The sequence below is a fragment of the Parashewanella tropica genome (assembly GCF_004358445.1).
GTDB lineage: Bacteria > Pseudomonadota > Gammaproteobacteria > Enterobacterales > Shewanellaceae > Parashewanella > Parashewanella tropica.
On record NZ_CP037951.1, the window covers coordinates 3,704,603 to 3,730,070 of the forward strand.

A 25,468-nucleotide genomic window follows, 5' to 3' on the forward strand; every position below is an offset into this window, starting at 1 on the left:
CCTAATTGTTTATCTTAGTTTTAATGTCGCTAAACCTAACATGACCAAAAATAGTGAGATAATCCAAAAACGTACGATCACTCTTGGCTCTGGCCAGCCTTTTAATTCATAGTGATGATGGATGGGAGCCATTCTAAAAATCCGTTGTCCTCGCAACTTATACGAACCAACCTGTAAGATCACTGAGAGCGTTTCCATCACGAATACCCCTCCCATGATCACTAACAAAATTTCTTGCCTAACCAACACAGCAATAACGCCTAGTGCCGCACCTAGAGATAATGAACCTACATCTCCCATAAAGACTTGTGCTGGATAAGTGTTAAACCATAAAAAGCCTAACCCTGCCCCGACAATAGCAGTACAGACAATCACTAACTCGCCCGAGCCTGGCAAGTATGGAATATGTAAGTAATGCGCAAAACCTGAGTGCCCTGATAAATAAGCGATCAATGCAAAAGCACCTGCCACCATTACCGTTGGCATAATGGCTAAGCCATCTAAACCATCCGTGAGGTTTACCGCATTACTTGAGCCAACAATAGTGAAATAAGCTAAAACGATAAAAAAGGCCCCTAGCTGCGGCATGATATCTTTAAAAAACGGCACCACTAATTGCGTTTCACCGGGGGTGGAAGCATTAAAATATAAATAGCCTGCTACCAATAAAGCCGCGACTGACTGAAATATATATTTCCACCTTGCAATCAAACCCTTTGGATCTTTACGAACCACTTTGCGGTAATCATCCAAAAAACCGATCGCACCAAAGCTACCTAGTACAAACAAGGTCACCAGCACATAATGATTATCTAAATCTCCCCAAAGAAGCGTACTGGCAAAGATACCAAATAAAATCAGCAAACCACCCATAGTTGGCGTACCGCGCTTGCTAAAATGCGACTCTGGACCATCGTTACGAACGACTTGGCCAATTTGCATCAATTGCAAACGTTCAATTAGTTTTGGGCCTAGCCATAAGCTAAATAACAATGCTGTTAACAGCCCCAAAATTGCTCTCAATGTCAAATAAGAAAAAACATGAAACCCTGAGTAAAACTGGGCTAAATACTCCGCTAGATAAACCAGCATTTACTTCCACTCCCCACGCTCATAAGCGCTCTTTACCGAATTCACCACTCGCTCCATAGCCGCGCTGCGTGAACCTTTGACTAAAATCGTAATCGTTTTTTGCTGTTTTACCTTGGCAACCAAAGCATCTGTGATAGCTTCTAACTCTGTATAGTGTTGACCACCAAACTGCGTTGAAGTTGCTTGACTTTTATCCCCTAACGTTAATACATCATCAAGGTGAAGCGATTTTGCATACTCACCAATTTCCCTGTGTAAACGGTCGGTATCGGCACCTAACTCAGAAAAATCACCAAGCACAAGTATGCGATAATTTGATTGTTGAGCTAGCCAATCAATGGCAGCCCTAACCGACGAAGGATTGGCATTATAGCTATCATCAATAAGGTGTAAATGTTCAATCTGAGTGGATTGCATTCGACCTGACACAGCCTGAGCTTGCTGTAGTCCAGACACCACCTCTTTTAAAGGGATATCCAAGGCAAGCGCCATCGAAGCGGCCGCTAAGGCATTATTTACATGATGTTTACCGTTAAGCGGTAACTGAACAACTTCCTTCTGCTCTTGATAGCAAAGAGTAAATTGATACTGACCTAAGGCGTTGGGATGTAAATTGATCCCCATTACGTCCGCTTTATTATCAATTCCAAAGCAAAGCTGTTTATGATGTTTTGAGGCTGCTTTAAATTGCTCAGCAAAGGCATCATCAGCATTGATCACAGCCACACCATCGCTGGATAAGTGGTTGTAGATTTCCGATTTAGCCATCGCCACATCTTCTATTGAGCCAAAGCCTTCAATATGAGCCTGCCCTACATTATTCACAACAGCCACCTGAGGTTTAACTAACGCAGAGGTATAATCAATTTCCCCTCTATGATTGGCACCAAGTTCAAAGACACCGAACTCATCATCTTCTTCGAGTCGCAGCAAGGTCAATGGTGCACCAATATCATTATTAAAATTACCTGCGGTATACAATACCTTATGGGACTGCTTAAGGATGGTGGCCAACATTTCTTTTACGCTGGTCTTCCCATTTGAACCTGTAATCGCTACCGCTTTGATATTGAGCTTTGAACGGACGTAAGCTCCAAGCTGCCCCAGCGCCGAGCGAGTATCTTTAACCACTAATTGTGGAACGGGAATGTCTAACACTTGCGATACCAAAACGGCTTTAGCACCATTGGTAACCGCAGACTCCAAGAAGTCATGAGCGTCGAAGCGCTCACCTTTAAGGGCAATAAACAAACAGTCTTGTTCAATCTTACGGGTATCGGTACTTACAGAAGAAATCTTGAGATCCTCTCCTATGAGTTGCCCATTTAACGCCGTTGCCATTTCTTTTAAAGTGAGAGTGATCATGCTGGAACTCCGACTAATGCTCGAACCAACGCACGTTCATCATAACTATGCTTTATTCCTTGGATTTCTTGATAGGTTTCATGCCCTTTACCCGCAAGCATCACAATATCGCCGACTTGTGCATGGGACAAAGCAAACTTTATGGCAGTTTGTCTGTCAGGTTCAATATGGGCAATTTGGGGTTGTGTTAGCCCTGTTACGATATCTTCGATAATGGACATCGGCTCTTCGCTACGTGGATTATCATTGGTGATCACAATTTGTTGCGCATAACACTCAGCGGTCTGAGCCATTTGTGGACGCTTACCTCTGTCTCTATCACCACCGCAACCAAATACGCACCAAAGTTTCCCTTGGCAATGTCGAGTGAGAGCATGTAACGCTTGCTCCAAGGCATCTGGGGTATGAGCATAATCAACGACCACGGTAACACCTTGGTGATCAAAACACTCCATTCTTCCCTTAGCGGGTTCAAGTTTGGACACTTGCGCTAATAATGCCTCGAACGGATAACCTTCCTCTAATAATACTGCGAGAGCCGCCAGCAAATTAGATAAATTAAATTCAGCGAGCAAAGGAGAGCTAATCGTACCTTGACCATGTGGACATACTAACTTAGCGGTCAATCCAGCATTATGGTACTCAACATCTTTCACTTGATAGCTAGCATTCACTTGGGGTTGAATACTAAAACCGACACTGTCAGCAAATTCAGCTTCGGTATGCCAATTCAACGCCACCTCATCATCCAGATTCAGTAAACGATGCTCTAACTCAGGAAACTGAAACAAACGGCGCTTCGCGGCCGCGTAATTACTCATATCACCATGATAATCTAAGTGATCACGAGTTAAATTATTCATTAACGCACTACTGAAAGGGACGGCATCGATGCGGTGCTGTGCTAAGCCATGGCTTGAAACTTCCATGGCACAAAGCTCTACACCTTTCAGTTGAAATTCATGCAGTTGTTTGAGAGTCGTAATCGCATCGGAAGTGGTATTTTCACTCTCTGTTAATTGTCCCCAAACGCCATTTCCAACCGTGCCCATTACTCCGGCTTTACCACCTAAACTCACCACCAATTGAGCAATCAACTGAGTCACGGTTGTTTTACCATTGGTACCCGTGACACCAACAATCTTCATTTTACTTTTCTCAACAGGGTAGCGCTGAAACGCTAAGGCTGACAATTGCCCTGATAAATGAGAAAAATAAATGATTGGTCCTGATTCAGTGGTGATGTGAACACCATGCTGCTCAGACTCATCAGTATGGACTATCGCTGCAACAGCACCTTGAGCAAAAGCAGGCTGTATGAAATCTCTTCCATCCACCTGATGACCAGGAATGGCAACAAAAACATCACCGGCACTGATCTGACGACTATCTATCGTCAAGTTATTAAAGGCTTCCTCTCCTGAATAATGGAACCAAGGAGCAAGCAGATCTTTAATTTGCATTAGCGCACTCCTCTTGTATAAGCCGCGAGTCGAGATTGCTCTTGCGGACTTATCGGCTCAACATTAAGCATTTGCAGAGAAGCCGACATCACTTTTGCGAATACAGGAGCGGCTACATCACCACCATAGTATTGGTCGCTTTTTGGATCATTGATCACCACGGATATGGCTAACCTTGGATTGTTTGCAGGTGCGACACCAGCAAACAGAGCAACATAGTCATCGCCATAGCCACCAGCAACCGCTTTACGGCTGGTGCCCGTTTTTCCAGCTACGGGATAACCATCTATGTGAGCCTGTAAAGCCGTGCCGCCTTTTTCTGTCACGCCGACCAGCATTTTAATCAATTCATGGGCGACGTTTTCATCTAACACTCGCTCACCCTTCGGTGGCTTTCTCAGTTTTAATATTGAAGCAGGATACGCTATGCCACCACTGCCTAAAGTGGCGTACATTCTGGCTAATTGAAGTGGTGTAGCCGTCAAACCATAACCAAAAGAAAGGGTTGCGCGCTCGAAGTCTGACCAACGATGCTGCTCTCGAATAATACCAGCACTTTCACCAACTAAATCGATTCCTGTGTAGTTACCCAGCCCCAAGGAGTGATAAGTACCGATCAACTGTTCTACAGGCATGCGTAACGATAGTTTACTCACCCCCATATTACTGGACTTTTGTAAGATACGAGCCAAGCTCATATCCCCAAAATTTCTGGCATCACGTACTTGCCTTCCCCCAATTCGCATCCAGCCCGGAGAAGTAGGAATGATCTCATCTAATTTCACCACCCCAGCTTCTAATGCCGCTGCGACCACAAAAGGTTTAATCGTAGAGCCTGGCTCATAGGTGTCAGTAACCGCGCGATTGCGCATTCGAAAGCTTTGTAGGTTATCTCTTGAGTTAGGGTTATAGGAAGGTGTATTAACCATAGCGAGGACTTCCCCAGTATGGACATCCAACACGACAATGGAACCTGAAGTGGCTTGATTATATTCAGTAGCTTTTTTTAATTCTCGATAAGCCAAGGCCTGAATACGTTGATCGACGCTTAATACTAAATCATTGGGCTGTTCACCCTCTTCAATCACACCTAAACGTTCAACCACATGACCATCACGAGACTTACGCACTTGTTCTTTAGATGGCTTACCTGTCAACCATGAGTTATAAGCGTGCTCGATACCTTCAATGCCAACATCATCAATATTGGTGATCCCCACCAATTGAGCAATGGTCTCCCCTGCGGGATAATAACGACGCGACTCCGCTTTTAGGTAAACCCCTTTCAAGCGTAATTTTTTAATATATTCGGCGACAGCTGGCGTCACTTGACGCTTTAAATACACAAATCGACGTTTGGGATTAATCGTAACTCGCTTCAGTAGTTTTTCTTCTTGAAGCTGCAATACATCAGCTAAAGCTTGCCAACGGCGTCTATCATCAACGCTTTTATTATCGTAGATAACTTTTGGATCGGCCCAAACCGCTCTAACAGGCACACTAACCGCCAACATTTCACCGTTGCGATCGGTGATCAATCCTCGCTGCACTTCAGTACTCGTCGTCCGAAGCGTTCTCATATCACTTTCACGGCGTAACTTTTCAGGTTCAACGACTTGAATGTAGGCCGCACGCGCCACCAAACTCACAAAAAACAGACATACAAACCCAATGACCACATGCAAACGCCAGTGGATCACTTCAGGTTGTTTCTGCTTTGTTGCTCTACTCATGGTAATTTTACTACCACCTCTTCATTAGGTAATGGTCTTTTCATGTGTAATTTTTTGGTCGCTATTCGGATTATGCGACTATGCTCAGTTTGCGACTGCTCTTCTAGTAGCAGGTTCCGCCACTCCACGTCCAGTTGATCTCGTTGCTGCAAAAGCCCGTCCCATTCACTGGTCAGCTTGCGGCTGGCATAACTGTAATAAACCACAGCTACGGCATTTAAAATCACAAACAGCATCAGGAGTAAAACCCATTTATGATTCCATAAATCTTGGAGAATGATTTTGGGTAAACTTAGCGGTCCCTTAGCCATCGTTGCTCCTAGTAAGGTAAGCGTTCAGCCACACGTAATACTGAACTTCGAGCTCGAGGGTTAAGTTCTAACTCCTCTGCTGAGGGCTTCAATGCCTTACCAATCGCCTTTAATTTGCGATTTTTATTTAACTCAGCCTCTGATACAGGTAACCCATACGGCACTTCAGCTGCTTGGCTGTGTCTGCGTATAAAGCGTTTTACCATCCGATCTTCTAAAGAGTGAAAACTAATCACGGACAATCGCCCCTCAGGTGCAAGCACTGTTAATGCGCCTTCTAAGGCTTGATCTATTTGCTCTAACTCACTGTTTATGTATATGCGTATCGCCTGAAACACTCGTGTTGCCGGATGCTTGTTCTTCTCTTTTTTCTTAGTGATCCGATAAATCAAATCCGCGAGTTCTTTTGTACGTGTAAAGGGCGTTTTTTCGCGATCGGCCGCAATGCATCGAGCAATATGTCGCGCATTTTTTTCCTCGCCATAAGTCTTAAACACCCAAGCCATATCTTCGAGTTCAGCTCTTGCTAACCACTGTGCTGCCGTTTCACCTTGGCTATTGTCCATGCGCATATCCAATGGACCATCACGTAAAAAACTAAAGCCTCTTTCAGCATCATCAAGCTGTGGAGACGACACGCCAAGATCTAATAACACACCGTCTATTTTCCCAACTAACCCTTTAGCTTCGATATAGTCAGCTAACTGCCCAAAACCACCATGAACGATCTCGAATCTTGGATCATCTTGGTATTTTTCAGCGGCTTTAATTGCTTGTGGATCACGGTCAATCGCAATCAACCGTCCATGTTGTCCTAATGCTGAAAGTACTAATCCTGAGTGCCCGCCTCGACCAAAAGTACCATCGATATAAATCCCGTCAGGCTTAATGCTCAAGCCATCAACGGTCTCTTGTAACAACACCGATACATGGGCAAATACTTCTGTCATATTATTCTCTTTATCTACAATGAAAAGTCCGACAGCCTTTCGCTACTGGCTAAATTTTCATTGGTTATCGCTTGTTTGCTTTCATCGATAAGTTGCTGCCAAGCTAACTCATCCCATAGCTCAAATTTATTCAACTGCCCCACTAACATGGCGTGTTTTTCCAAGCCTGCGTATTTTCTTAATGTTTGGGGCAATAATAAACGCCCGTTGCCGTCCATTTCGCATTCATGCGCATGGCCCAGTAACAGGCGTTTTAGTGCTCTTTCTGTTTGCTGAGTGTCTGACAACAGCAATAATTTAGCTTCGATCTTGTGCCATTCATGGATGGGATATAACAATAAACAGGTCGATTGAATGTCTACGGTGATAACAAATTTACCTTCAGATTCAACACGCAATAGCTCTCGGTATCGCGTTGGCATTGCGATCCGTCCTTTGCTATCTAAGTTGACACTGCTGGCTCCTGAAAACACTCTTTCCCATCCTTGTCCACAAATATCCACAATTTCCCACCAAAGCTAAGTTTAGGGATAGATGACAAGAATTGTCAAGAAGTCTTCACACCTCCCAATCCAATATCAATAAGCTTTAAATCAAGCTATAGCAAGCAATACAACGCACTTTGATATGGATAATACGGCAAGAAAAGGAAACATGATTTGGGGCTAAATGAGAAGCTTCAACCATGTTGAAGCATAGTTTACCTATTTGAACCTGAATAATAGCAATATCAACTTACTGTGATAGAGCCCCACGAAAGTGAGGCTATGGTTGGAGGGTTATAATTTGTAGCTTAACTGAATCCCCGCGAGCCAAACATCACCAGTAGCTTCTCCGTCAAGATTAATAGAAACTTGTCCTAATGAAGTTGTTAAAGGGATACTTTCGTTAATCGGTGCTCTACCATGAGCTTTGATGTAGGTAACGCCGATATCCAAGCAGAGTTGTTCATTCGCTTTATAACCAGCACCTATTGAATACCATAGGCGATCTGAATCAGGAATTGTGGTTGTGCGATATTCATCGTGTACAGCGGTTTTATCTAGTGCAACTCCTGCTTTTAATTGCCACATTGGGCTAAGTTCATAACTTGTTCCTATAGCAAAACGCCAATTATCTTTAAAGTTTTCTTCTTTTAAGAGCTCACTGCTAATAGGCTTTCCTGTGCGATCGAGCGGTTTTTCTGCGCCATAGAATGAAGCCCGCAGTTCTTTAAACACGCTCCATTGTGTCCAATTGATACTAGTATGAACTTTTAGATGCTCAGATAATTGATGAATACTTGAAAACTCAGCAAACGCAGGCAAATCTATCGGTAATTGCCCATCAAAGCGTTTTCCTGTTCCTCGATTATATAAGTAACCATCCGCTTTACCTTTCAAAGTCAAATCGACTTGACTGTGATACGCCAAGCCAAATTGGTGCTCGGAAGATGCGGCCCAAGTAAGGCCTAAATTCCAACCAAAGGCGATGTCATCACCCTCTAGTGCTTTAAGGCTTGTACCTGCAGGCGGTAATGGTAGAGGCTTGGGCAAAGTCAAACTTGACACCCACTTTGGAACACTTGAATTGAGCTCCCCTTCTGCATATACAACTCGTACACCAGCCCCAAGAGCGAAAGTGTCATTAACTTGATATGCAACGTTAGGGTTAAATTCCACAGATTTAATTGAAGTTTTTTGACCAAATAAAGCTGAGGCGTGATCCGAATCCACTTCAGTCGCTAACCCATACTTGGAATTCACTCCAATGCCCCAGCTCCACTGCGAATTAAGCTGTTCACTATAATAGAAGTTTGGCACTATGGCATTGTCAGCAACATCTTTGGCGCTGGCATTAAAACGCCCTAGAGGCACTGTCTTTCCATCTGCAGTCGCCACCGTCAACGAGACATCACTAGGCACATCAATATTCGTTTTAACGTAAATCGCACCCGTAGATATATTGCGCCCCTTAAGCGCGGCCAACAATGCAGGGTTTCTTCCTTGAGACGATGCGTTATCTGCAATTATCGCCTCCCCGGCAAAGGCACGACCTAATCCAGTTGCAGAGTATTCTGCAAGCTGAAAACCCGCGGCTTTTGCTTGAATACTCGATAAAGCAACAGCTGAACAAATTGCAGTAGAAAGAGCGCTCTTTTTAACTATTTTCAAAATCATATCTCTAATCAATTATGTGCTTACTTAATTCAATTAAGGGCTGCCCCTTAGAGTAAACACTCAACGGCGCGCAATCATACTACTGATGTTTCAGTTAGCAACGTTTATTCATGAGCATTGCCATTCCGCTTTTCTTTATGTCCAATTTATCGCCAATTCTATTCAATATATCCATGCACAATTGAGCAAAAACAATTCAATTATCTTCTTCAGATTGCTACAATCGCTGTCCTTAAAATAAAACATAAAATTGCGCTAAATAAAAAACGCCATATTGGGGTAGTAAATGGATTTTCGAGTGATGGTTTTCGGGCTACTTTTTTGGCTCCCAACCGCTTTTGGCAACCCAATGAAGCAAATGGATGAGTTGGTGTTATTAATAAATCAATATCCCAAACAAGCCCAAGATCAAATTAACAAGCTAGAGTCGACCCAAACGACTACAACTCCTATATACGAACAATTAAGACTTCAACTACTAAAATGTAAATCCTTAGCTGCATTAGGGGAAAATCAAGCGGCGATAAATCTAGCCAAATTATACGAAGCTAAATCAAAACAGTTAAACTTCAACGATGCACGCCCTTATTTTTTACTCTGTATGGCTGAATCATATTTACAGCTAGGCAACATAAAAGAAGCACTTCCTCTATTTGACACCGTAATCAATATGGCTAAGGAAAAAGAACAATTTCAAGCTTTATCATCTGCATTAAGAATGAGAGGTGATTTTGAAATTTCTGCCGGAAATTATGCTTCAGCTCTGGAAGATCTAAGATTTGCAATTGATGTCCTTTCTTTGAATTTTACACAAAGCAATAATTGGGTTTGGGAACCTGAAACATTCTTCTATATCTCTTTGTCACACTTATTCAATATGACAGGAGATCTTGATAAAAGTATTTCCTATATACATAAAGCCCTTGCGACAAATGAATTAAAAGGCAAGGTTCATTATTTAGCTCTAATTGGAGCAGCCAGAAAGTATTTTGATAATAATCAGCTGAAATTAAGCCAAAGTTACGTTGAAGAAGCAAAAAAAATAGTGCCTGAATTAGAGGGTGAACTGGATATAGCTTGGAGCTACGCAACCCTAGGAGGTATGGAGTTTAATTTAGGGAATCTGCATGAAGCCCAAAAATTGCTTAATTTAGCATTAATTTACTTCGAAAGAGGTTACCAACTCGGCTATACGCTTCGCGTTAAAAGGCTTTTAGCTCAAGTCCACTTTGGGTTAAATGAAGCCCAAAAAGCCATCCCGCTCATGAAGGAAATTATAGAGCAGGCTAAAGACCTTAAATTACACCACGATTTACTTGAATTTTATGAAATATTAGCCAAGCACTACGCCAGTACAGGCGATTTTGAATCTGCTTATAATTATAAGGTTAAAAGTTATGCTGCTACAGCCAAATACAATGAGCAAACGAGCAATGCTCGATTTATTCAATACAAAGCCAGATTAGATCGACAAGCATCAATACACAATCAACCTTCTGCGCCCATAATCGATAAGACTCAGGGGTTGTTAACAACTAACCAAACCATCACCGTCATTCTTTTTGTTTTAGGCGTGGTAGGCTTGCTTATTGGACTGGTATTTTACTTCCAGAGAAAGCAACTCAGATCGATAAAAAATCAAAATGTAAGCTCGGTTGACTCAGTTGAGTTAAGAGCAACAAATATGTTATTGAAGGCAAAGCAGTATAACTACTCTGTAACCGCTTTAGTCACCAAGTTAAATTCATTGTCTGATAATGAAAAAACTCAAGTTTTAGAAGCCATTCATGATGTACTACGTGAAGGCGATCTATTGCTTCAACACAACTCTGACGAGTGGGTTGTTTTGTTACCGAAAGTCAATAATGTCGCTGGTTATAAAATTATTCGCCAAATCACACATAGCCTACCTTCAACTCTGAAAAAGCAGACTTTTGGCCTGAGTACCTTTAAATCGTTTGATAACTTAGATTCGTTGGTCAAACGTGCTTATTTAGAACGCCTTTCTCAAATTAAACGTCGAGAAGTGAAGGATGACAGTGTGCCCCCCATTGCTATGTAACGCTTTGCGTTAAGAATGATTGGATTTCATCAATAAAGTCGGTACCAAATCGTTCTAACTTTCTGGCTCCAACACCGTTAATGGCTAAAAATTGCTGCTCTGTTGTCGGCATATTCGCCGCCATTTCGGCCAAACTTGCGTCACTAAACACCAAGTATGGTGGTATCTCTAATTCATCAGCTAATCGGCGTCTCAACGATTTTAATTTGGCAAACAACTGCCTATCATAATGCTGAGGGGCACGGCTGGCTGTTTTTGATTTACGTGTCACTGGCTTAACTTGCATTCTAGGCACAGCTAATTGCAATGACTGTTCACCTTTTAGAACGGCTCTGGCGCTGGGATTAAGTATTACCGCAGAGCCACGAGTGATATCTTGGGTTACCAAGCCTAAATGGATAAGTTGACGAATAATGCTCAGCCAATGTTCATGGCTTTTATCTTTACCTATGCCCCAAGTACTCAACACGTTATGACCACGTTCTATCACTAACTGAGATTGTGAGCCTCTAAGCACATCAATTAAATAATTCAGTCCATAGCGTTGCTTAATACGATAAATACATGACAGAACTTTTTGCGCATCTTCAGTGCCATCGTATTGCTTGGGAGGATCTAAACACACATCACAGTTACCACAAGGTTCATTGGCTTGCTCACCAAAATAGTGAAGCAATACTTGTCGCCTGCACGTTTGTGCTTCAGCAAAAGCCGCCATTGAATGTAATTTGTGCCTGTCTACCTGTTGCTGACTTTGCGATGGTGACTGTTCAATTAAATGCTGAACGCGGCCGATATCAGCAGGATCAAACAGCATAAAAGCCTCAGCCTCTAATCCATCTCGCCCTGCTCTTCCTGTTTCTTGATAATAAGATTCAATGCTCTTAGGAATATCGTAATGCACGACAAAACGGACATTAGATTTGTTGATCCCCATTCCAAAGGCAACAGTCGCAACCACAACGTCAATGTGATCTTTTAAAAAGGCTTCTTGAACTTCGGCCCTTTCTTCATTGGTCATGCCAGCATGATACGCTTTAGCATTAATCCCTTGCAGCGTTAATCGGTCTGCAACTTCATCCACGCGTCTACGTGATGAACAATAAACAATACCGCTGTTACCTTGCTGTGTACTGATAAACTGACGCAGTTGTTGTGAGGCATTAAGCTTTTCGACAACGGTATAGCGTATATTTGGACGATCAAAACTCGACAGCCACTCAAACGGATGTATGTTCAAACGCTCTTTAATACTCTCTCGCGTCGCTTTATCTGCTGTTGCGGTTAGCGCCATTAAAGGTACTTGCGGAAAACGTTGCTTTAGCAGACCGAGCTGTGCATATTCAGGGCGAAAATCATGTCCCCACTGACTAATACAATGAGCTTCATCGATAGCAAATAGGCTAATGTTAAGATGAGAAAGACGTTCGACCAAATCACCATTGAGTAATCTCTCAGGTGAAACATAAAGAAGCTTGATTTCTCCTTGATGTAAGCGTCTAAAAATATCGTTAATCTGTTCACGACCTAAAGACGAGTTCAAATAAGCCGCCGCTACGCCCGTTTGCAGCAAACTGTCTACTTGATCTTTCATTAAAGAAATCAATGGAGAAACTACAATGGTTAAACCCGGCAATAACAACGCTGGAACTTGGTAACATAAACTTTTGCCGCCACCAGTTGGCATAATTGCCATGACATCCTGACCAGACAACACATGCTCTATCACCTGTTGTTGACCATCACGAAATGAACGATAGCCAAAGACTTCGTTGAGACAAGAGTGAAGAGAGCAGGAGCTATCCAATTGTTGTGCTGGTTCCATTGAGTATTTGTAATAAGCGCATCAGAACCATTATTCTAATCAACTGCATCAATCTTGTCTTGGAAAATTAATTTCCTTGTCGGATAAGACACTCCCCCTTACAATTCTATTTCTTTCCATCTAACACCTTCATTTATGACTCAAAACGAACACCAAAAAGGAATAGCACTGGCCGTATGTGCTTATGTGCTTTGGGGCATTGCGCCTATTTACTTCAAATTACTAGAATCAGTCCCCGCCACTGAAATTCTATTGCACCGAGTAATATGGTCTTTTGTGTTTATGATCGTTTTGATGTCATTTATTGGAGGCTTTAGCCAATTTAGGCAACTTTTTCGAAAACCTAAAAAGCTACTGGTTCTGGCTTGTACCTCTGTATTGATTGCTTTTAACTGGTTGTTGTTTATTTGGGCCGTTAATAATGAGCATATGCTGGATGCCAGCTTAGGTTACTTTATTAACCCACTGTTTAACGTTGTACTCGGAATGTTATTTCTTGGCGAGCGATTAAGAAAATTACAATGGGTTGCGGTTACACTTGCTGTAATAGGGGTGGTTATCCAGCTCATTTCTTTTGGTTCTATTCCCATTGTTTCTATTGCATTAGCGAGCTCTTTTGCCATTTATGGTCTGGTGCGTAAAAAAGCCAATGTCGATGCAAAAACAGGGTTACTGGTAGAAACGGCTTTATTACTTCCAGTGGTCATTGGATATGTGTTTTACCAATTTGCGGTTCATGATGTGGCCTTTATGGATCACCCTCTTGATACCAACTTTATTTTATTGATGGCAGGCATTGTCACCTCTGTACCTTTGTTGTGCTTTGCCGGAGCGGCAATTCGAATCCCATTATCTATGCTGGGCTTTTTCCAGTACATTGGCCCTAGCTTAATGTTCATTCTGGCGACCTTTTTATATCATGAGCCCTTCACAGCTGAAAAAGCCACAACGTTTGGTTTTATTTGGCTTGCTCTAATTATTTTTGTATCAGATCTGCTCCTCACTCGTAAACGGCGTCAACAGCAGTAATGCTTGCTGAGGATTTTTGATACTGACCATCACTACGACATTCTTTGTCGGTAATACCAATACATGGCGTGCATCCGTTACCGCTAACAGTGCTTTGGTTTTACCGTCAAAGGCGTGCTTTAAGCGAAAGTAGCCCAAACTAAACTCTGGTAAGCCAACGCCATTTTCTCGATGGCTGATTTCTAACAGGGACTCTTGCTCTAAATCAACCAATTTAACCTTGGACCAATCAACGTCATCTAAAGGCCAAGATTTGCCATAAAAAGGGATAGACAAGGTTAATTGCTTATTTTCAATACTCAACGTTGAGTCCCATGTCTTTACAAAGGTATAACCTAAGGCGCTAACTAACACCGCTATAGGCAACACCCACAAGTACTTAAAAAAGCCATCCGCTGAAGCGGTTTTTATTAATACATACCAAAGCAGCAGAAATAAGCCAACAAACCAGATAATGCCGATAGTGCTTAATGGGGCGAGTGAAAAAGTGAGGGGAGCCATGGCAAAAATCCTTTTATGCCTAACAGATATATTAACCTTAACAAAATTTTGAACAAAAAAAAGCCTCGAACAATGTCGAGGCTTTAGAACAGTTCAAAAAAACAAATTACTTAATTTTTGCTTCTTTGTAGATAACGTGCTTGCGAACTACTGGATCAAATTTTTTGATTTCCATTTTCTCAGGCATGTTACGCTTGTTCTTTTCAGTCGTGTAGAAATGACCAGTTTTAGCGCTTGAAACTAATTTGATCTTCTCGCGATTACCTTTAGCTTTAGCCATTTTCTATTACACCTTCTCGCCACGGTTACGAAGTTCAGCAACAACAACTTCGATACCTTTCTTATCGATGATGCGCATACCTTTAGTAGATACACGTAATTTAACAAAGCGCTTTTCTGATTCTAACCAGAAACGGTGGCTTTGTAGGTTCGGCAAAAAGCGGCGACGAGTCGCGTTTTTTGCGTGCGAGCGATTGTTACCAACCATCGGACGCTTGCCAGTTACTTGGCATACTCTTGACATGTCAATCTTCTCCAAAAAACAATTTTAACGCTCGAGCATTTATGTGCCTCGTATGGCCGTCGCCCGAGGCACAAAGAGGGCGCATTTTATACACGATTCATAGGGTGAGATCAAGAATTTTTCATCTTCTTGGTTAATTTCACCGCATTCGTCTTATTTTTAGAGCCATCCACGTTCAGCAAACGATACGATGTCTCTGTCGCCCACTACCAAATGATCCAGCAAAGCTACGTCTATGGTAGATAAGGCAGAATGAATGCGCTCAGTGATGCGCTTATCGGCCTGACTCGGCTCCGCCACCCCAGAAGGGTGATTATGACAAACAATCACAGCTGCTGCGTTTTTTTCTAGCACCAGTCCCACTATATCCCGTGGATATACTGATGCCGCATTTATAGTGCCGCGGAATAATTCAACAAATTGAATCACTCTGTGCTGGCTATCCAACAACAGCACGGCAAAAACTTCATAATTCCGATCCGATAATTGGCGTATTAAATAATCTCGAGTCACATCGGGACTGGATAATACGGGACCTCGATGCAAACTTTGCTGCGCAATGCGCTTCGACAATTCTGCCGCGGTTTGCAACTGGGCGTATTTTACAGGTCCCACTCCCGGAAGTCGACAGATCTGTTTGAAAGAAGCAGAGAATAATTGCCTAAGCCCGCCAAATTCTTGTAAAAGTTGTCGTGACAATTCCACAGCATCCATGTTTTTATTGCCGTTTCGCAAGATAATGGCTAATAACTCAGCATCCGACAGCCTAGAAGCACCAAAGGCTAATAATTTCTCTCTTGGGCCTTCTCCTGATGGCCAATGATTAATTCCCATATTCGTCCTTGATCACAGGTTTTGAGAAAAGCCATTATGACAAAATTTATTTTATAAACAATAAAATACAAACACCCAATGGCTATAGCAACCACGAAGCGCTTTGGATTCCATTAGGTTTTTCAAGACAAATCCATCACTTTTAGGGCTTTTGAGTCTATGATATGGTTACTCCATATTTTTTAGTTAGTGATCACTTACATGAAGCTGAGCCATAAAAAAATTCTCGTTGGGATCTGTGGTGGCATTGCCACCTATAAAAGTGCAGACTTAGTAAGAAAGCTGAAAGAGCAAGGTGCCGATGTTCGAGTGGTAATGAGCCAAAGTGCCAAGGAATTTATCACGCCATTAACGCTGCAAGCGCTTTCAGGCTATCCTGTTTCCGATAGCCTTCTCGATCCTTCTGCTGAAGCCGCAATGGGACACATTGAGTTAGCTCGCTGGGCAGATTTAGTCATTATCGCACCTGCTACTGCCAATTTCATCGCAAGATTAACGGCAGGAATGGCCGATGAACTGATCACAACCCTATGCATTGCTACAGAGTCACCTGTGGCGATTTGCCCAGCAATGAATCAACAAATGTATGTTCATGCAGCGACTCAAGATAATCTAAACACATTGAAACAAAGAGATGTTCATATTTGGGGGCCTGCGTCAGGTAGCCAAGCTTGTGGTGAAGTCGGTCCAGGCAGAATGTTAGAGCCTTTAGACATCACAGCATTAGCTTGTGACTTTTTTAAAGCTTCTGAATATTTACCTCTACAGGGAAAAAATGTGATGATCACAGCTGGGCCAACTCGTGAGGCTATTGACCCTGTGCGCTTCTTATCGAACCATAGCTCAGGAAAAATGGGCTATGCCATTGCTCAGGCCGCCCAAGCACTTGGTGCTAATGTCACCTTAGTTTCAGGTCCAGTTGCACTTAATACTCCCACTCATGTTAATCGAGTTGATGTTGATAGCGCTGAAAATATGCTTGAATCTGTTTTATCTGACATTAAAGAGCAAGACATTTTTATTGGCTGCGCTGCCGTTGCTGATTATAAAGTTGAACAAGTAGCCACTGATAAAATAAAAAAATCAGCTGAAACAATGCAACTAGAGTTAACCCGAAATCCCGATATTTTGGCAACAGTGGCAAATTTAAAAGATAAGCCCTTCACGGTTGGCTTTGCAGCTGAAACCAGTAATGTCATTGAATATGCTAAAGGTAAACTCGAACGCAAAAATCTTGATATGATTGCGGCGAATGACGTGGCAATCCAAGGACAAGGCTTTAATGCCGATAACAATGCTCTACATGTTATATGGACGGATGGTCAACAAAGTTTACCCACGACCAGCAAAACCGAATTAGCTCAGCAACTATTGCAACTTATCATTGAAAGAATGGATCACAATGAAAACTCCCATTGAACTGAAAATTCTCGACCCTCGTATCGGTTCTGAATATCCCCTACCTGATTACGCTACCGTTGGTAGTGCAGGCATGGATTTACGAGCCATGATTGACACTGAAATAGTGATTGAACCTAGCGAAACTCAATTGATCCCAACAGGTATTGCTATTCATTTGGCCGATCCAGGATTGGCTGCCGTGATCCTTCCTCGCTCTGGTTTAGGACATAAAAAAGGGATTGTTCTGGGTAATCTGGTTGGTCTCATCGATTCTGACTATCAAGGTCAATTGATGGTGTCATGCTGGAATCGCTCAAATGAATCTTTCACCTTAGAAATTGGTGAGCGTCTAGCGCAACTGGTGTTTGTGCCTGTGGTTCAAGCTGAATTTAAATTAGTGGATGAATTTGACAGTTCACAACGTGGCGAAGGTGGCTTTGGTCACTCTGGGACTAAGTAACCTCAGTTCTGCATAACTCAACCTCTACAGCACAGCTACTTATGAGTATTTCTGTGTTAGAACAGCACGAAATAGGCAGGCTATTACGAACTGTTCTGCCTTGAACTACACAAAATTAGCAGCACTGTAGATAGAATTTAAGTTTTACAATGTAAATCATAATGTTACTGGCTTCTTTATACAGAACTGAGGTTAGGTAACAAAACAGGTGCAGTAGGAATACAAAATGGCAGAACCAAAGAAAAAAAGCCGCAAGCAACATATTCTTGAATGTTTAGCTCATATGCTAGAAACCAATCCAGGGCAGAGGATCACCACCGCTAAATTAGCCGCAGAGGTGGGTGTATCCGAGGCAGCGCTCTATCGTCACTTTCCAAGTAAAGCCAGAATGTACGAAGGCTTAATTGAGTTTATGGAAGAGTCTTTACTCACTCGCATAAATCTGATTATGGATGAAGAGAAAGACACCATGAAACGCTGCCAATTATTACTACAATTGGTATTAATGTTTGCAGAGCGAAACCCAGGCATTTCACGCCTGTTGAATGGTGATGCTCTATTAGGTGAAAATGAGCGCCTACGCGATCGTATCAACGCCCTTTTCTCTAAGATTGAAACCCATCTAAAGCAAATCTTACGCGAAAAAACCTTGCGTGAAGGCCAAGGTTTTCAAATTGATGAAGCAGTATTAGCCAATCTATTGTTGGCAATTGCAGAAGGTAGAATCGCTCAATTTGTTCGTAGCGATTTTAAGCAAAAACCAACAGCTCAATTTCCTGAGCAATGGCAGTTTGTAGAAAAGCAGTTATTGCAGAGCTAATAAACAAAAGGTAGCTCTATTTCACGAGCTACCTATTATACCATTCGTACTAATTAACTATGCCTTTAGAATTAAGCCTTAGCTTTGCAACTACGTCGTTGCAATTCCTCACCATAGCAACGGCTATGACTCATCATTGCGCCTTGTATTTCCTTTGCTAACGCTTCTCTATAAACACAGTTAATTAATGTGAATGGTATTATTCAATATACAAGTCTATAAATTGATTCAATCTTATAAATCAATACATATCCAAATCAGCTGCCGATACCACTTTACCTTTGTAACCATACTTACGAATTTCTTTGATCAAATCCGCATCAGTTGTCCCCCAATATAGCTGATGGTAAAGCACTAATAATTTCGGTTGGGTTTTCTTCGCAATCTCAGCCAATTCTTTAGTCGAAGTATGGAAAGACGAGTGATATTTCTGCCATACTGGTGGACGAGTTTTAAACCCTTCCGTCGAGTACACTTCATGTACCAGCACATCCACTCCTTTTGCGGCTTTAATCAATTCAGGACTTGGGCGAGCATCGCCAGAAATCACAATGCTACGCTTACCGTCTTCAAATTTATAACCAAACGAATGCTGCCAAGAACCGTGAAGCACAGGGATTGCAGTGACTTTAAAATCACCTTTCTTCAATAAAGGTTTTGCACCTTCAAACTCTGTGACATCGACTTTATAACCTTGCTCGTTTGCGGGCTCCAACCCATTTAACCGTATATGAATATCTTGTTGATAGGCTTTTTGTAGATGGGTCATCATCTTCTTGGTGCCTTCAGGACCATAAACGGCTAAAGGAACTGGTCGCTCTAATGTCCAAGAGGTAAAAAGTAAATCAGGTAGACCAACGGTATGATCGGTATGTAAGTGAGTCAAAAATGCCGTTTGAAGTTGACTGGCGGCTAGGGCTGGTATGTTGTGCTTTTGTCTAGCAGACTCTGCTCGACGCACCACACCAGGACCCGCATCAATCAGATAAGATTGATTATCTTTGATCACAGCCAGTGCAGGGCCAGAGCGTTCAGGATCAGGATTAGGCGTTCCTGTTCCCAAGATCACCACTTTCATTTGTGAAGCTTGAGCACCTGCAGCAATAAGTGTGCATAGCGCAAGGCATCGTGCCAGTTTTTTCATTATTATTCTCCTTTGTTTGAACCCCTATTAAATCATATAAATAGGAAATTTGAATATTCATTCAGCTAATTTTTCGAAATTCGTTGATTAATAAATACCCCCTTAAAAATTTAACCTAGAGGTGAATTTATTAACATTTCAATTTTTATTGTTAAAAAAATAAATTTACTTACAAGTTACAAAACACACACTAACACATTGATACATATAAGGTTAATCGTTTAACCTGAAAAAAAATGACTTTTTACCTAAAAATAAAGCCTATTTAGCATATTTATTATAATTAACCGATATGTTATATATTTGTATATTCAGGTCACTATAGGTCGTGTAGCCTATATTTGCGGCAGTATCCTATGCACTTATAGACATCGTAAGCTTTGTACTCAAATGGTTGCCTCGCGGCTTTGAGAAGTAAAACGTTAACCCTTGATCTGATAAAAACAATAAAAGGAGAAAAATTTTGACATCGAACCGCAAGCTGCTCATAGGGGCAACACTCATAAGCTTAGGGTTTACACCGTCTTTGATCGCGCAGGAAGTGAGTAACACAATCGCAGAACAAAGAGAAGAAAGCCAAAAAAAAGCCAACAAGAAAAATGACGATGTAGAACGCATCCAAGTTTCAGGCATTAAGTCCGCATTAGAATCTGGCCTACGTGACAAGCGTGAGTCAAATCAGGTGGTTGATGTTATTGTCGCTGAAGATATTGGTAAGTTTTCTGACTCAAATATTGCTGAAACGCTACAGCGTCTCCCTGGTATTCAAATTGGTCGCAGCCAAACGGGTGAAGGTAGTGAAATCTCGATCCGTGGTTTAGGTCGAAGCATTACGACCATGAATGGTCGTACCATGTTTACTGGTATTGGTCGTAACATCAATGTTAAAGACATTCCATCTGAAAGCTTGTCAGGCATTAAGGTGTATAAGTCACCACAAGCCAACCAAATTGAAGGTGGTATTGCAGGTACACTAGATCTGCAACGTGTAAAAACGACTAACTTCAATAATCAAAAAGGCTCTATCAACGTTCAAGCTCAGTATGCGGATCTTTCTGAAAAGTGGGCACCAAAAATTTCTGGCATGGTTGGCGATTCGTTTGACACAGAATACGGCGAATTTGGTGCTCTACTCGCTTTCAACCACCAAACTCGTAATACCCGTTTCGATCGCCAACGTACTCTGCCGTTTACTGTTGATATTGCTGGTGGTAAAGATGGTGCTAAACGTTCTGCTGGTGGTGGCTTTGTATACGGTACAGAAGAAACTAAGCGTAATAACATTGTTGCACGTTTAGACTGGGATCCGAACGAAGATTCTCATTACTTCTTAGATTTTGGCTATATTGATTTTAGCGAAGATACTCGTCGTAATGCCCTTAACTATAAGTTTGGTACCAAAGTCAAAGAAGCAAGCTTTGATAACCCAAATTTAGACGTTACCAAAATCACCTTTACTAACCCAACCATGCAGTCTTTGTCTCAAATCGAAGAACGTGAGACAAAAACCTATGATATCGCATTGGGTGCCGAATACTTTATCGGGGATTTCACCTTAGAGCTTCAAGCCAGTTATGTAAGCAGTGAAAGTGATAATACCTTCACTAACCTTCGTCTAACTGACACGAATAAAGCGGATGAAATTACGGTTGATTACTCTGGCGCGAACAGCTCAGCACCAAATGTTTCCGTACCAACAAACATCAATCAGAAAAGTTATTTCGCCATCGATCAGTTCCGTGATCAAATCACTAAAACCAAAAGTGATGAAACCGCATTCAGAGCTGACTTAACTTACGATATCAATGGTGATTTTTTCCAATCAGTTGAAACAGGCTTCCGCTACACTGTACGTGATGCAGAGCGTTCTGGTTTTGACCTTCTAAAAAGAGGCAGCAAGAAAAAGCCGTTTAAATTTGGTATCGAGGGCTCAGAGCTAGATCACTTATTCATGCTGTCTGATTCTGACTTTTATGACGGTGAAGCGGGCTTGCCTTCAGGTTTCGTTATTGGCGATATGGATGGTATCCGCGGTGAAGATGCATTAGTACGTAGTACATTAGGGTTAAAAGCCACATCTGAAGCACCAGCGAATAACCTTCGTTTTGATATTACCGAAAAAACCCTTGCGGCATATGTTCAAGCTAATTTTGAAAGCGAAATCGGTAGCGTTCCATACAGCGGTAACTTCGGCTTACGTATGGTTGACACCAAACGTGATGGTGAAGGTCTGATCCTTAACAAAGATAATGAGTACGTACCTAGCAATTCTGAGAACGACGAAACTACGTTCTTACCATCAGTTAACGTTAAATTTGAAGTCAGCGATGATGTATTAATCCGTTTTGCTGCTTCTCGCGTAATGTCTCAACCTAACTTTGCAGATTTAGCACCTGGCGTTCGTCTGAACTATGGTAACAATACGGCAAATGCGGGTAACCCTGATCTAAAAGCCTTCACGGCCGATAACTTTGATATTGGTGTTGAATGGTATGTAAATGACTCAACAGCATTGACAGGTACTTTCTTCTACAAAGAAGTGGATGGTTTCTTAGTCAAAGTTTCTGAGAACGAAACCTTCTTCGGTGAAGAGTTCCTAACGACTCGTCGTGTTAACGGTGAAAAAGGTAAGCTTAAAGGCTTCGCGGCTTCTTATCAGCAATTCTTTGATTTCCTACCTGGTATTTGGCAAAACTTTGGTCTAAAAGCCAACGCTACTTTCATCGACTCTGAAGCACCATCGCCAATCGAAGGTCTAGACTTACCTCTGCAAGACTTGTCTAAGAGCAGTTACAATCTTGCTGGTATCTACGAAGATGATAAGTTCTCAGCTCGCTTAACTTGGAACTGGCGTGAAAAGTACTTTGACTCAATCGTTGCAGGCAAGCCACTGTTTAACTCTGGTGGCGGCGTGTTAGATGCTTCATTCAACTACAAGTTAACTAAGAAATTTAAAGTGAAGTTGAGTCTTAAGAACATCAACAACAAAGAAGTACACACTTATTACCAAGATGAATACCGTCCTCGTGATTTCGCCATCAACGATAGACGTGCCGTACTTGGTGTTACTTATAAGTTCTAACCAACACAGAGCCTAATGCCTAGCATTAGGCTCTTTTCTTTCCACCTTTTAACGTTATATTTACAATGCCATTACTAAAAAAACTAAAACAATTAAATGTACGGTGGCAAACGATTGCTGTAGCCGCCAGCTTATTAGCCCCACAAGCTTACGCTCACACAATCAACAAAAATCCTTATCCAAGTACTTATTCTCCTGAGCCTTCGCAATTAATCGCCATAACCAATGCGACCGTGCTAACGGGTGCTGGTGAGCAAATTAATAATGCCAGCATCGTAATGAAAGCAGGCAAAATTGTAGAGTTAGGAAAAAATATTCAGATCCCGAATAATGCAAAAAAAATAGATGGCACAGGAAAATGGCTAACGCCTGGCATTATTGATGCCCACTCTCATTTAGGACTGTTTTCATCACCAAATCATAAATCACAAAAAGAGGGTAACGAGTGGACGAAACCTGTCACTCCTGAAGTGTGGGCAGAGCATTCTATTTGGCCACAAGCTCCTGAATTTTCACGCGCTTTAGAAGGTGGCATCACTACAATGCTAGTGCTTCCCGGCTCAGCCAACCTATTTGGTGGTCGCGGCGTAACCATTAAAAATGTGCCTAGCATTAGTCGTGAAGGCATGAAGTTTCCGAACGCTCCCTACAGCATAAAAATGGCTTGCGGTGAAAACCCAAAACGCACCTATGGAAATAAAGGTGGCCCTAAAACCAGCATGGGCAATATGGCAGGTTATCGCAAAGCATGGCAAGACGCCAAAGCCTATAAACAGAGATGGCAAAATTATGAACGTGCATTAAAGGCTGGAAAACAGGCGACACCACCAGCCCGCAATGTCGCACTCGATACGCTTGTCGGCGTACTGGACGATGAGATTCTAGTGCATATTCATTGCTATCGAGCTGATGAAATGAACTCGATGATCAACCTCAGTAAAGAATTCGATTACAAAATCACAGCCTTTCATCATGCCGTAGAAAGCTTCAAAATTGCTAACACGCTTGCAAAAGAAAACATTTGCTCAGCCATGTGGGCTGATTGGTGGGGCTTTAAAATGGAATCTTTTGATGCCATTGATGAAAATGTGCCTATGGTAGCCAGCCAAGGTGCCTGTGCCGTAGTGCATTCCGATTCTGCGACACAAGTTCAAAAGCTCAATCAAGAAGCCGCTAAAGCATGGGCAGATGGTAACAAAGTCGGGCTTGATATTTCTAAAGCACAAGCCTTTAGTTGGTTGACCTTAAATGCCGCTAAAATCTTAGGCATTGATGAGGTAACTGGCTCATTAGAAAAAGGCAAAAACGCTGACGTTGTACTGTGGAGCGGTGATCCCTTCAGTAGCTATACCTTAGCCGAGCAGGTCTACATAGACGGTAATCTCATGTTCGATAGAAAAGCCAACTTCAACAAGATCCAAAGTGATTTTGAATTAGGGATTAACGAATAACATGGGACCCGATAAGATGAAACTTAACAAACCATTACTGCTTAGTCTTTCTGTGTTATTCACTAGTATTTATAGCCAGCAAAGCCTATCCGAAACACTCGCTGTGACAGGCGCTACCATCCACACGTCATCAAATAAAGGTGTCATCACCAATGGCATCCTATTGATTGAAGATGGCAACATCAAAGCGGTAGGCAAGAACATTAGCATTCCAAGTCAAGCAAAGCGCATTGATGCTACAGGTAAACACATTACCGCTGGAATTATTTATCCAGCCAGCCAAATCGGTTTATTTGACTTACCCGGTAATCCAACCGCCGATGTTCAAAGTGCCAAAGGCAGCGATCTAAACGCGGCTTATCGCATTGATTATGCATTTAACCATAATGCAATAGCCATTGCTGAAAACCGTCGCCATGGTATCACTCGAGCCGTCACTGTACCCACAAGCTCAGGTAAGCTTTTCCATGGAACAGGTGTCGTGATTAAACTTAGTGGCGATCACAACACCCTGCTTTCTCAAGGGCCGATGAAAGCCAGCTTAAAAGGCATTGGAAATCGTAATATCGCTTGGGAACGCCTTTATCGCATCATGGATGAAGTCCATTATTTTAAAAAACATCAATCCGCTGTAAAGAAAGGTAAAGATACTCGTTCATTTACTCTAAGCCCACGTAATATGCAGGCGTTGTTTCCTGTGATCCAAGGCGATAAACCACTGCTGTTAGAAGTCAATAATGCTATTGAGCTACTGCAAGCCATCAAGTTTAAACAGCAATACGACATTAAGCTGGTGATCACAGGTGCAGCCGAAGCCTGGAAAGTCGCAAGCGAACTTGCTAATGCTGACATTCCAGTGCTTATCAACCCTCAAGAAAATCGTCCTGTGGATTTTGATAAGCTTGGCGCTCGATACGACAATGCCGCACTATTGGATAAAGCTGGCGTCTTGTTTGCCTTTACTTATGAGAACAGCAATCAACGCGCGTTCTTAGTCAGACAGTCAGCGGGGATCGCTGTTGCACATGGCTTATCCCATGCCAGTGCGCTCAAAGCCATCACCACCAACCCTGCCAAAATCTTTAACCTCAATAAGGTTGGAGAGTTAAGCAAGAACAAGGTGGCTGATTTTGTGATTTGGGATGGCGATCCTTTAGAAATAACCACTAATGCTGATGCGGTCTTTATTGAAGGGCAGTCATACAAGCTTGAATCTCGCAGAACAAAGTTACGCGATAAATATTTGAATAAGAGCAAATAAGC

The 25,468-nt window shown here is 42.2% G+C and carries 22 protein-coding genes; 8 read left to right on the forward strand and 14 right to left on the reverse strand.

Features of this window, described 5'->3' with window-relative positions; all coding sequences use genetic code 11:
* Positions 1 to 9: 9 nt before the first annotated feature.
* From mraY to E2H97_RS16360, 8 genes are all read right to left on the reverse strand, one after another.
* Complete coding sequence (gene mraY, locus E2H97_RS16325) at positions 10 to 1,092, reverse strand: phospho-N-acetylmuramoyl-pentapeptide-transferase (protein ID WP_133408118.1); 1,083 nt, start codon at positions 1,090 to 1,092, stop codon at positions 10 to 12.
* Complete coding sequence (locus E2H97_RS16330; RefSeq protein WP_133408119.1) at positions 1,093 to 2,457, reverse strand: UDP-N-acetylmuramoyl-tripeptide--D-alanyl-D-alanine ligase; 1,365 nt, start codon at positions 2,455 to 2,457, stop codon at positions 1,093 to 1,095.
* The gene (gene murE, locus E2H97_RS16335) at positions 2,454 to 3,920 is read right to left on the reverse strand and encodes a UDP-N-acetylmuramoyl-L-alanyl-D-glutamate--2,6-diaminopimelate ligase (RefSeq protein ID WP_133408120.1); all 1,467 of its coding nucleotides are present in this window, start codon (positions 3,918 to 3,920) and stop codon (positions 2,454 to 2,456) included. The genes E2H97_RS16330 and murE overlap by 4 nt, the downstream gene beginning before the upstream one ends.
* On the reverse strand, positions 3,920 to 5,653 hold the full coding sequence (locus E2H97_RS16340; RefSeq protein WP_133408121.1) for a penicillin-binding transpeptidase domain-containing protein: 1,734 nt from the start codon (positions 5,651 to 5,653) through the stop codon (positions 3,920 to 3,922). The genes murE and E2H97_RS16340 overlap by 1 nt, the downstream gene beginning before the upstream one ends.
* Positions 5,650 to 5,964, reverse strand: a complete 315-nt coding sequence (gene ftsL / locus E2H97_RS16345; protein WP_133408122.1) for a cell division protein FtsL — start codon at positions 5,962 to 5,964, stop codon at positions 5,650 to 5,652. Before ftsL ends, E2H97_RS16340 begins: the two co-directional genes overlap by 4 nt.
* Before the next feature lie 8 nt (positions 5,965 to 5,972).
* A complete protein-coding gene (rsmH, locus tag E2H97_RS16350) occupies positions 5,973 to 6,914 on the reverse strand; it encodes a 16S rRNA (cytosine(1402)-N(4))-methyltransferase RsmH (RefSeq protein WP_133408123.1) in 942 nt (313 codons plus the stop codon).
* A gap of 14 nt (positions 6,915 to 6,928) precedes the next feature.
* The gene (gene mraZ / locus E2H97_RS16355; protein WP_133408684.1) at positions 6,929 to 7,387 is read right to left on the reverse strand and encodes a division/cell wall cluster transcriptional repressor MraZ; all 459 of its coding nucleotides are present in this window, start codon (positions 7,385 to 7,387) and stop codon (positions 6,929 to 6,931) included.
* Between the two features lie 306 nt (positions 7,388 to 7,693).
* Positions 7,694 to 9,073: an outer membrane protein transport protein gene (locus tag E2H97_RS16360; RefSeq protein ID WP_133408124.1), complete on the reverse strand. Its 1,380-nt coding sequence runs from the start codon at positions 9,071 to 9,073 to the stop codon at positions 7,694 to 7,696.
* 286 nt (positions 9,074 to 9,359) lie between these two features.
* Here E2H97_RS16360 and E2H97_RS16365 point away from each other — a divergent pair, with 286 nt between their 5' ends.
* Entirely contained in the window at positions 9,360 to 11,135 is a 1,776-nt protein-coding gene (locus tag E2H97_RS16365) for a tetratricopeptide repeat protein (protein WP_133408125.1), read from the forward strand.
* Here the strand turns inward: E2H97_RS16365 and recQ are convergent.
* Entirely contained in the window at positions 11,128 to 12,960 is a 1,833-nt protein-coding gene (gene recQ, locus E2H97_RS16370; RefSeq protein ID WP_133408126.1) for a DNA helicase RecQ, read from the reverse strand. The two genes, E2H97_RS16365 and recQ, sit on opposite strands and share 8 nt — an antisense overlap.
* A 135-nt stretch (positions 12,961 to 13,095) precedes the next feature.
* Here recQ and rarD point away from each other — a divergent pair, with 135 nt between their 5' ends.
* Positions 13,096 to 13,989, forward strand: a complete 894-nt coding sequence (gene rarD, locus E2H97_RS16375; RefSeq protein WP_133408127.1) for an EamA family transporter RarD — start codon at positions 13,096 to 13,098, stop codon at positions 13,987 to 13,989.
* On the opposite strand, the gene E2H97_RS16380 is transcribed toward rarD, so the two are convergent.
* From E2H97_RS16380 to radC, 4 genes are all read right to left on the reverse strand, one after another.
* A complete protein-coding gene (locus tag E2H97_RS16380) occupies positions 13,948 to 14,490 on the reverse strand; it encodes a PH domain-containing protein (protein WP_133408128.1) in 543 nt (180 codons plus the stop codon). The two genes, rarD and E2H97_RS16380, sit on opposite strands and share 42 nt — an antisense overlap.
* A gap of 106 nt (positions 14,491 to 14,596) precedes the next feature.
* Positions 14,597 to 14,770, reverse strand: a complete 174-nt coding sequence (rpmG, locus tag E2H97_RS16385; RefSeq protein WP_121839750.1) for a 50S ribosomal protein L33 — start codon at positions 14,768 to 14,770, stop codon at positions 14,597 to 14,599.
* A gap of 6 nt (positions 14,771 to 14,776) precedes the next feature.
* Positions 14,777 to 15,013 (reverse strand): 50S ribosomal protein L28, encoded by a 237-nt coding sequence (rpmB, locus tag E2H97_RS16390; protein WP_121839751.1) that lies wholly within the window; start codon positions 15,011 to 15,013, stop codon positions 14,777 to 14,779.
* Between the two features lie 159 nt (positions 15,014 to 15,172).
* Entirely contained in the window at positions 15,173 to 15,847 is a 675-nt protein-coding gene (gene radC / locus E2H97_RS16395; protein WP_133408129.1) for a RadC family protein, read from the reverse strand.
* A 201-nt stretch (positions 15,848 to 16,048) separates the two neighbouring features.
* Here radC and coaBC point away from each other — a divergent pair, with 201 nt between their 5' ends.
* The 3 genes from coaBC to slmA all read left to right on the forward strand — a co-directional run bounded on the left by coaBC (position 16,049) and on the right by slmA (position 18,528).
* Positions 16,049 to 17,266 (forward strand): bifunctional phosphopantothenoylcysteine decarboxylase/phosphopantothenate--cysteine ligase CoaBC, encoded by a 1,218-nt coding sequence (gene coaBC / locus E2H97_RS16400; protein ID WP_133408130.1) that lies wholly within the window; start codon positions 16,049 to 16,051, stop codon positions 17,264 to 17,266.
* A complete protein-coding gene (gene dut / locus E2H97_RS16405) occupies positions 17,250 to 17,708 on the forward strand; it encodes a dUTP diphosphatase (RefSeq protein WP_133408131.1) in 459 nt (152 codons plus the stop codon). The genes coaBC and dut overlap by 17 nt, the downstream gene beginning before the upstream one ends.
* A gap of 226 nt (positions 17,709 to 17,934) precedes the next feature.
* Positions 17,935 to 18,528, forward strand: a complete 594-nt coding sequence (gene slmA, locus E2H97_RS16410) for a nucleoid occlusion factor SlmA (RefSeq protein ID WP_133408132.1) — start codon at positions 17,935 to 17,937, stop codon at positions 18,526 to 18,528.
* 241 nt (positions 18,529 to 18,769) lie between these two features.
* Here slmA and E2H97_RS16415 read toward each other — a convergent pair whose 3' ends face one another.
* On the reverse strand, positions 18,770 to 19,672 hold the full coding sequence (locus E2H97_RS16415; protein ID WP_133408133.1) for an MBL fold metallo-hydrolase: 903 nt from the start codon (positions 19,670 to 19,672) through the stop codon (positions 18,770 to 18,772).
* 463 nt (positions 19,673 to 20,135) lie between these two features.
* On the opposite strand from E2H97_RS16415, the gene E2H97_RS16420 reads away from it, so the two are divergent.
* The 3 genes from E2H97_RS16420 to E2H97_RS16430 all read left to right on the forward strand — a co-directional run bounded on the left by E2H97_RS16420 (position 20,136) and on the right by E2H97_RS16430 (position 25,466).
* On the forward strand, positions 20,136 to 22,754 hold the full coding sequence (locus tag E2H97_RS16420; protein WP_170308336.1) for a TonB-dependent receptor: 2,619 nt from the start codon (positions 20,136 to 20,138) through the stop codon (positions 22,752 to 22,754).
* A 65-nt stretch (positions 22,755 to 22,819) separates the two neighbouring features.
* Positions 22,820 to 24,205 (forward strand): amidohydrolase, encoded by a 1,386-nt coding sequence (locus E2H97_RS16425; protein WP_133408135.1) that lies wholly within the window; start codon positions 22,820 to 22,822, stop codon positions 24,203 to 24,205.
* Between the two features lie 16 nt (positions 24,206 to 24,221).
* Complete coding sequence (locus E2H97_RS16430) at positions 24,222 to 25,466, forward strand: amidohydrolase family protein (RefSeq protein ID WP_170308337.1); 1,245 nt, start codon at positions 24,222 to 24,224, stop codon at positions 25,464 to 25,466.
* The last annotated feature ends 2 nt before the right edge of the window (positions 25,467 to 25,468 follow it).

Coding starts and splice junctions, on each gene's coding strand:
- mraY (WP_133408118.1), bottom strand. CDS start 1,092: ATGCTGGTTTATCTAGCGGAGTATTTAGCCCAGTTTTACTCAGGGTTT.
- E2H97_RS16330 (WP_133408119.1), bottom strand. CDS start 2,457: ATGATCACTCTCACTTTAAAAGAAATGGCAACGGCGTTAAATGGGCAA.
- murE (WP_133408120.1), bottom strand. CDS start 3,920: ATGCAAATTAAAGATCTGCTTGCTCCTTGGTTCCATTATTCAGGAGAG.
- E2H97_RS16340 (WP_133408121.1), bottom strand. CDS start 5,653: ATGAGTAGAGCAACAAAGCAGAAACAACCTGAAGTGATCCACTGGCGT.
- ftsL (WP_133408122.1), bottom strand. CDS start 5,964: ATGGCTAAGGGACCGCTAAGTTTACCCAAAATCATTCTCCAAGATTTA.
- rsmH (WP_133408123.1), bottom strand. CDS start 6,914: ATGACAGAAGTATTTGCCCATGTATCGGTGTTGTTACAAGAGACCGTT.
- E2H97_RS16360 (WP_133408124.1), bottom strand. CDS start 9,073: ATGATTTTGAAAATAGTTAAAAAGAGCGCTCTTTCTACTGCAATTTGT.
- E2H97_RS16365 (WP_133408125.1), top strand. CDS start 9,360: ATGGATTTTCGAGTGATGGTTTTCGGGCTACTTTTTTGGCTCCCAACC.
- recQ (WP_133408126.1), bottom strand. CDS start 12,960: ATGGAACCAGCACAACAATTGGATAGCTCCTGCTCTCTTCACTCTTGT.
- rarD (WP_133408127.1), top strand. CDS start 13,096: ATGACTCAAAACGAACACCAAAAAGGAATAGCACTGGCCGTATGTGCT.
- E2H97_RS16380 (WP_133408128.1), bottom strand. CDS start 14,490: ATGGCTCCCCTCACTTTTTCACTCGCCCCATTAAGCACTATCGGCATT.
- rpmG (WP_121839750.1), bottom strand. CDS start 14,770: ATGGCTAAAGCTAAAGGTAATCGCGAGAAGATCAAATTAGTTTCAAGC.
- rpmB (WP_121839751.1), bottom strand. CDS start 15,013: ATGTCAAGAGTATGCCAAGTAACTGGCAAGCGTCCGATGGTTGGTAAC.
- radC (WP_133408129.1), bottom strand. CDS start 15,847: ATGGGAATTAATCATTGGCCATCAGGAGAAGGCCCAAGAGAGAAATTA.
- coaBC (WP_133408130.1), top strand. CDS start 16,049: ATGAAGCTGAGCCATAAAAAAATTCTCGTTGGGATCTGTGGTGGCATT.
- dut (WP_133408131.1), top strand. CDS start 17,250: ATGAAAACTCCCATTGAACTGAAAATTCTCGACCCTCGTATCGGTTCT.
- slmA (WP_133408132.1), top strand. CDS start 17,935: ATGGCAGAACCAAAGAAAAAAAGCCGCAAGCAACATATTCTTGAATGT.
- E2H97_RS16415 (WP_133408133.1), bottom strand. CDS start 19,672: ATGAAAAAACTGGCACGATGCCTTGCGCTATGCACACTTATTGCTGCA.
- E2H97_RS16425 (WP_133408135.1), top strand. CDS start 22,820: ATGCCATTACTAAAAAAACTAAAACAATTAAATGTACGGTGGCAAACG.
- E2H97_RS16430 (WP_170308337.1), top strand. CDS start 24,222: ATGAAACTTAACAAACCATTACTGCTTAGTCTTTCTGTGTTATTCACT.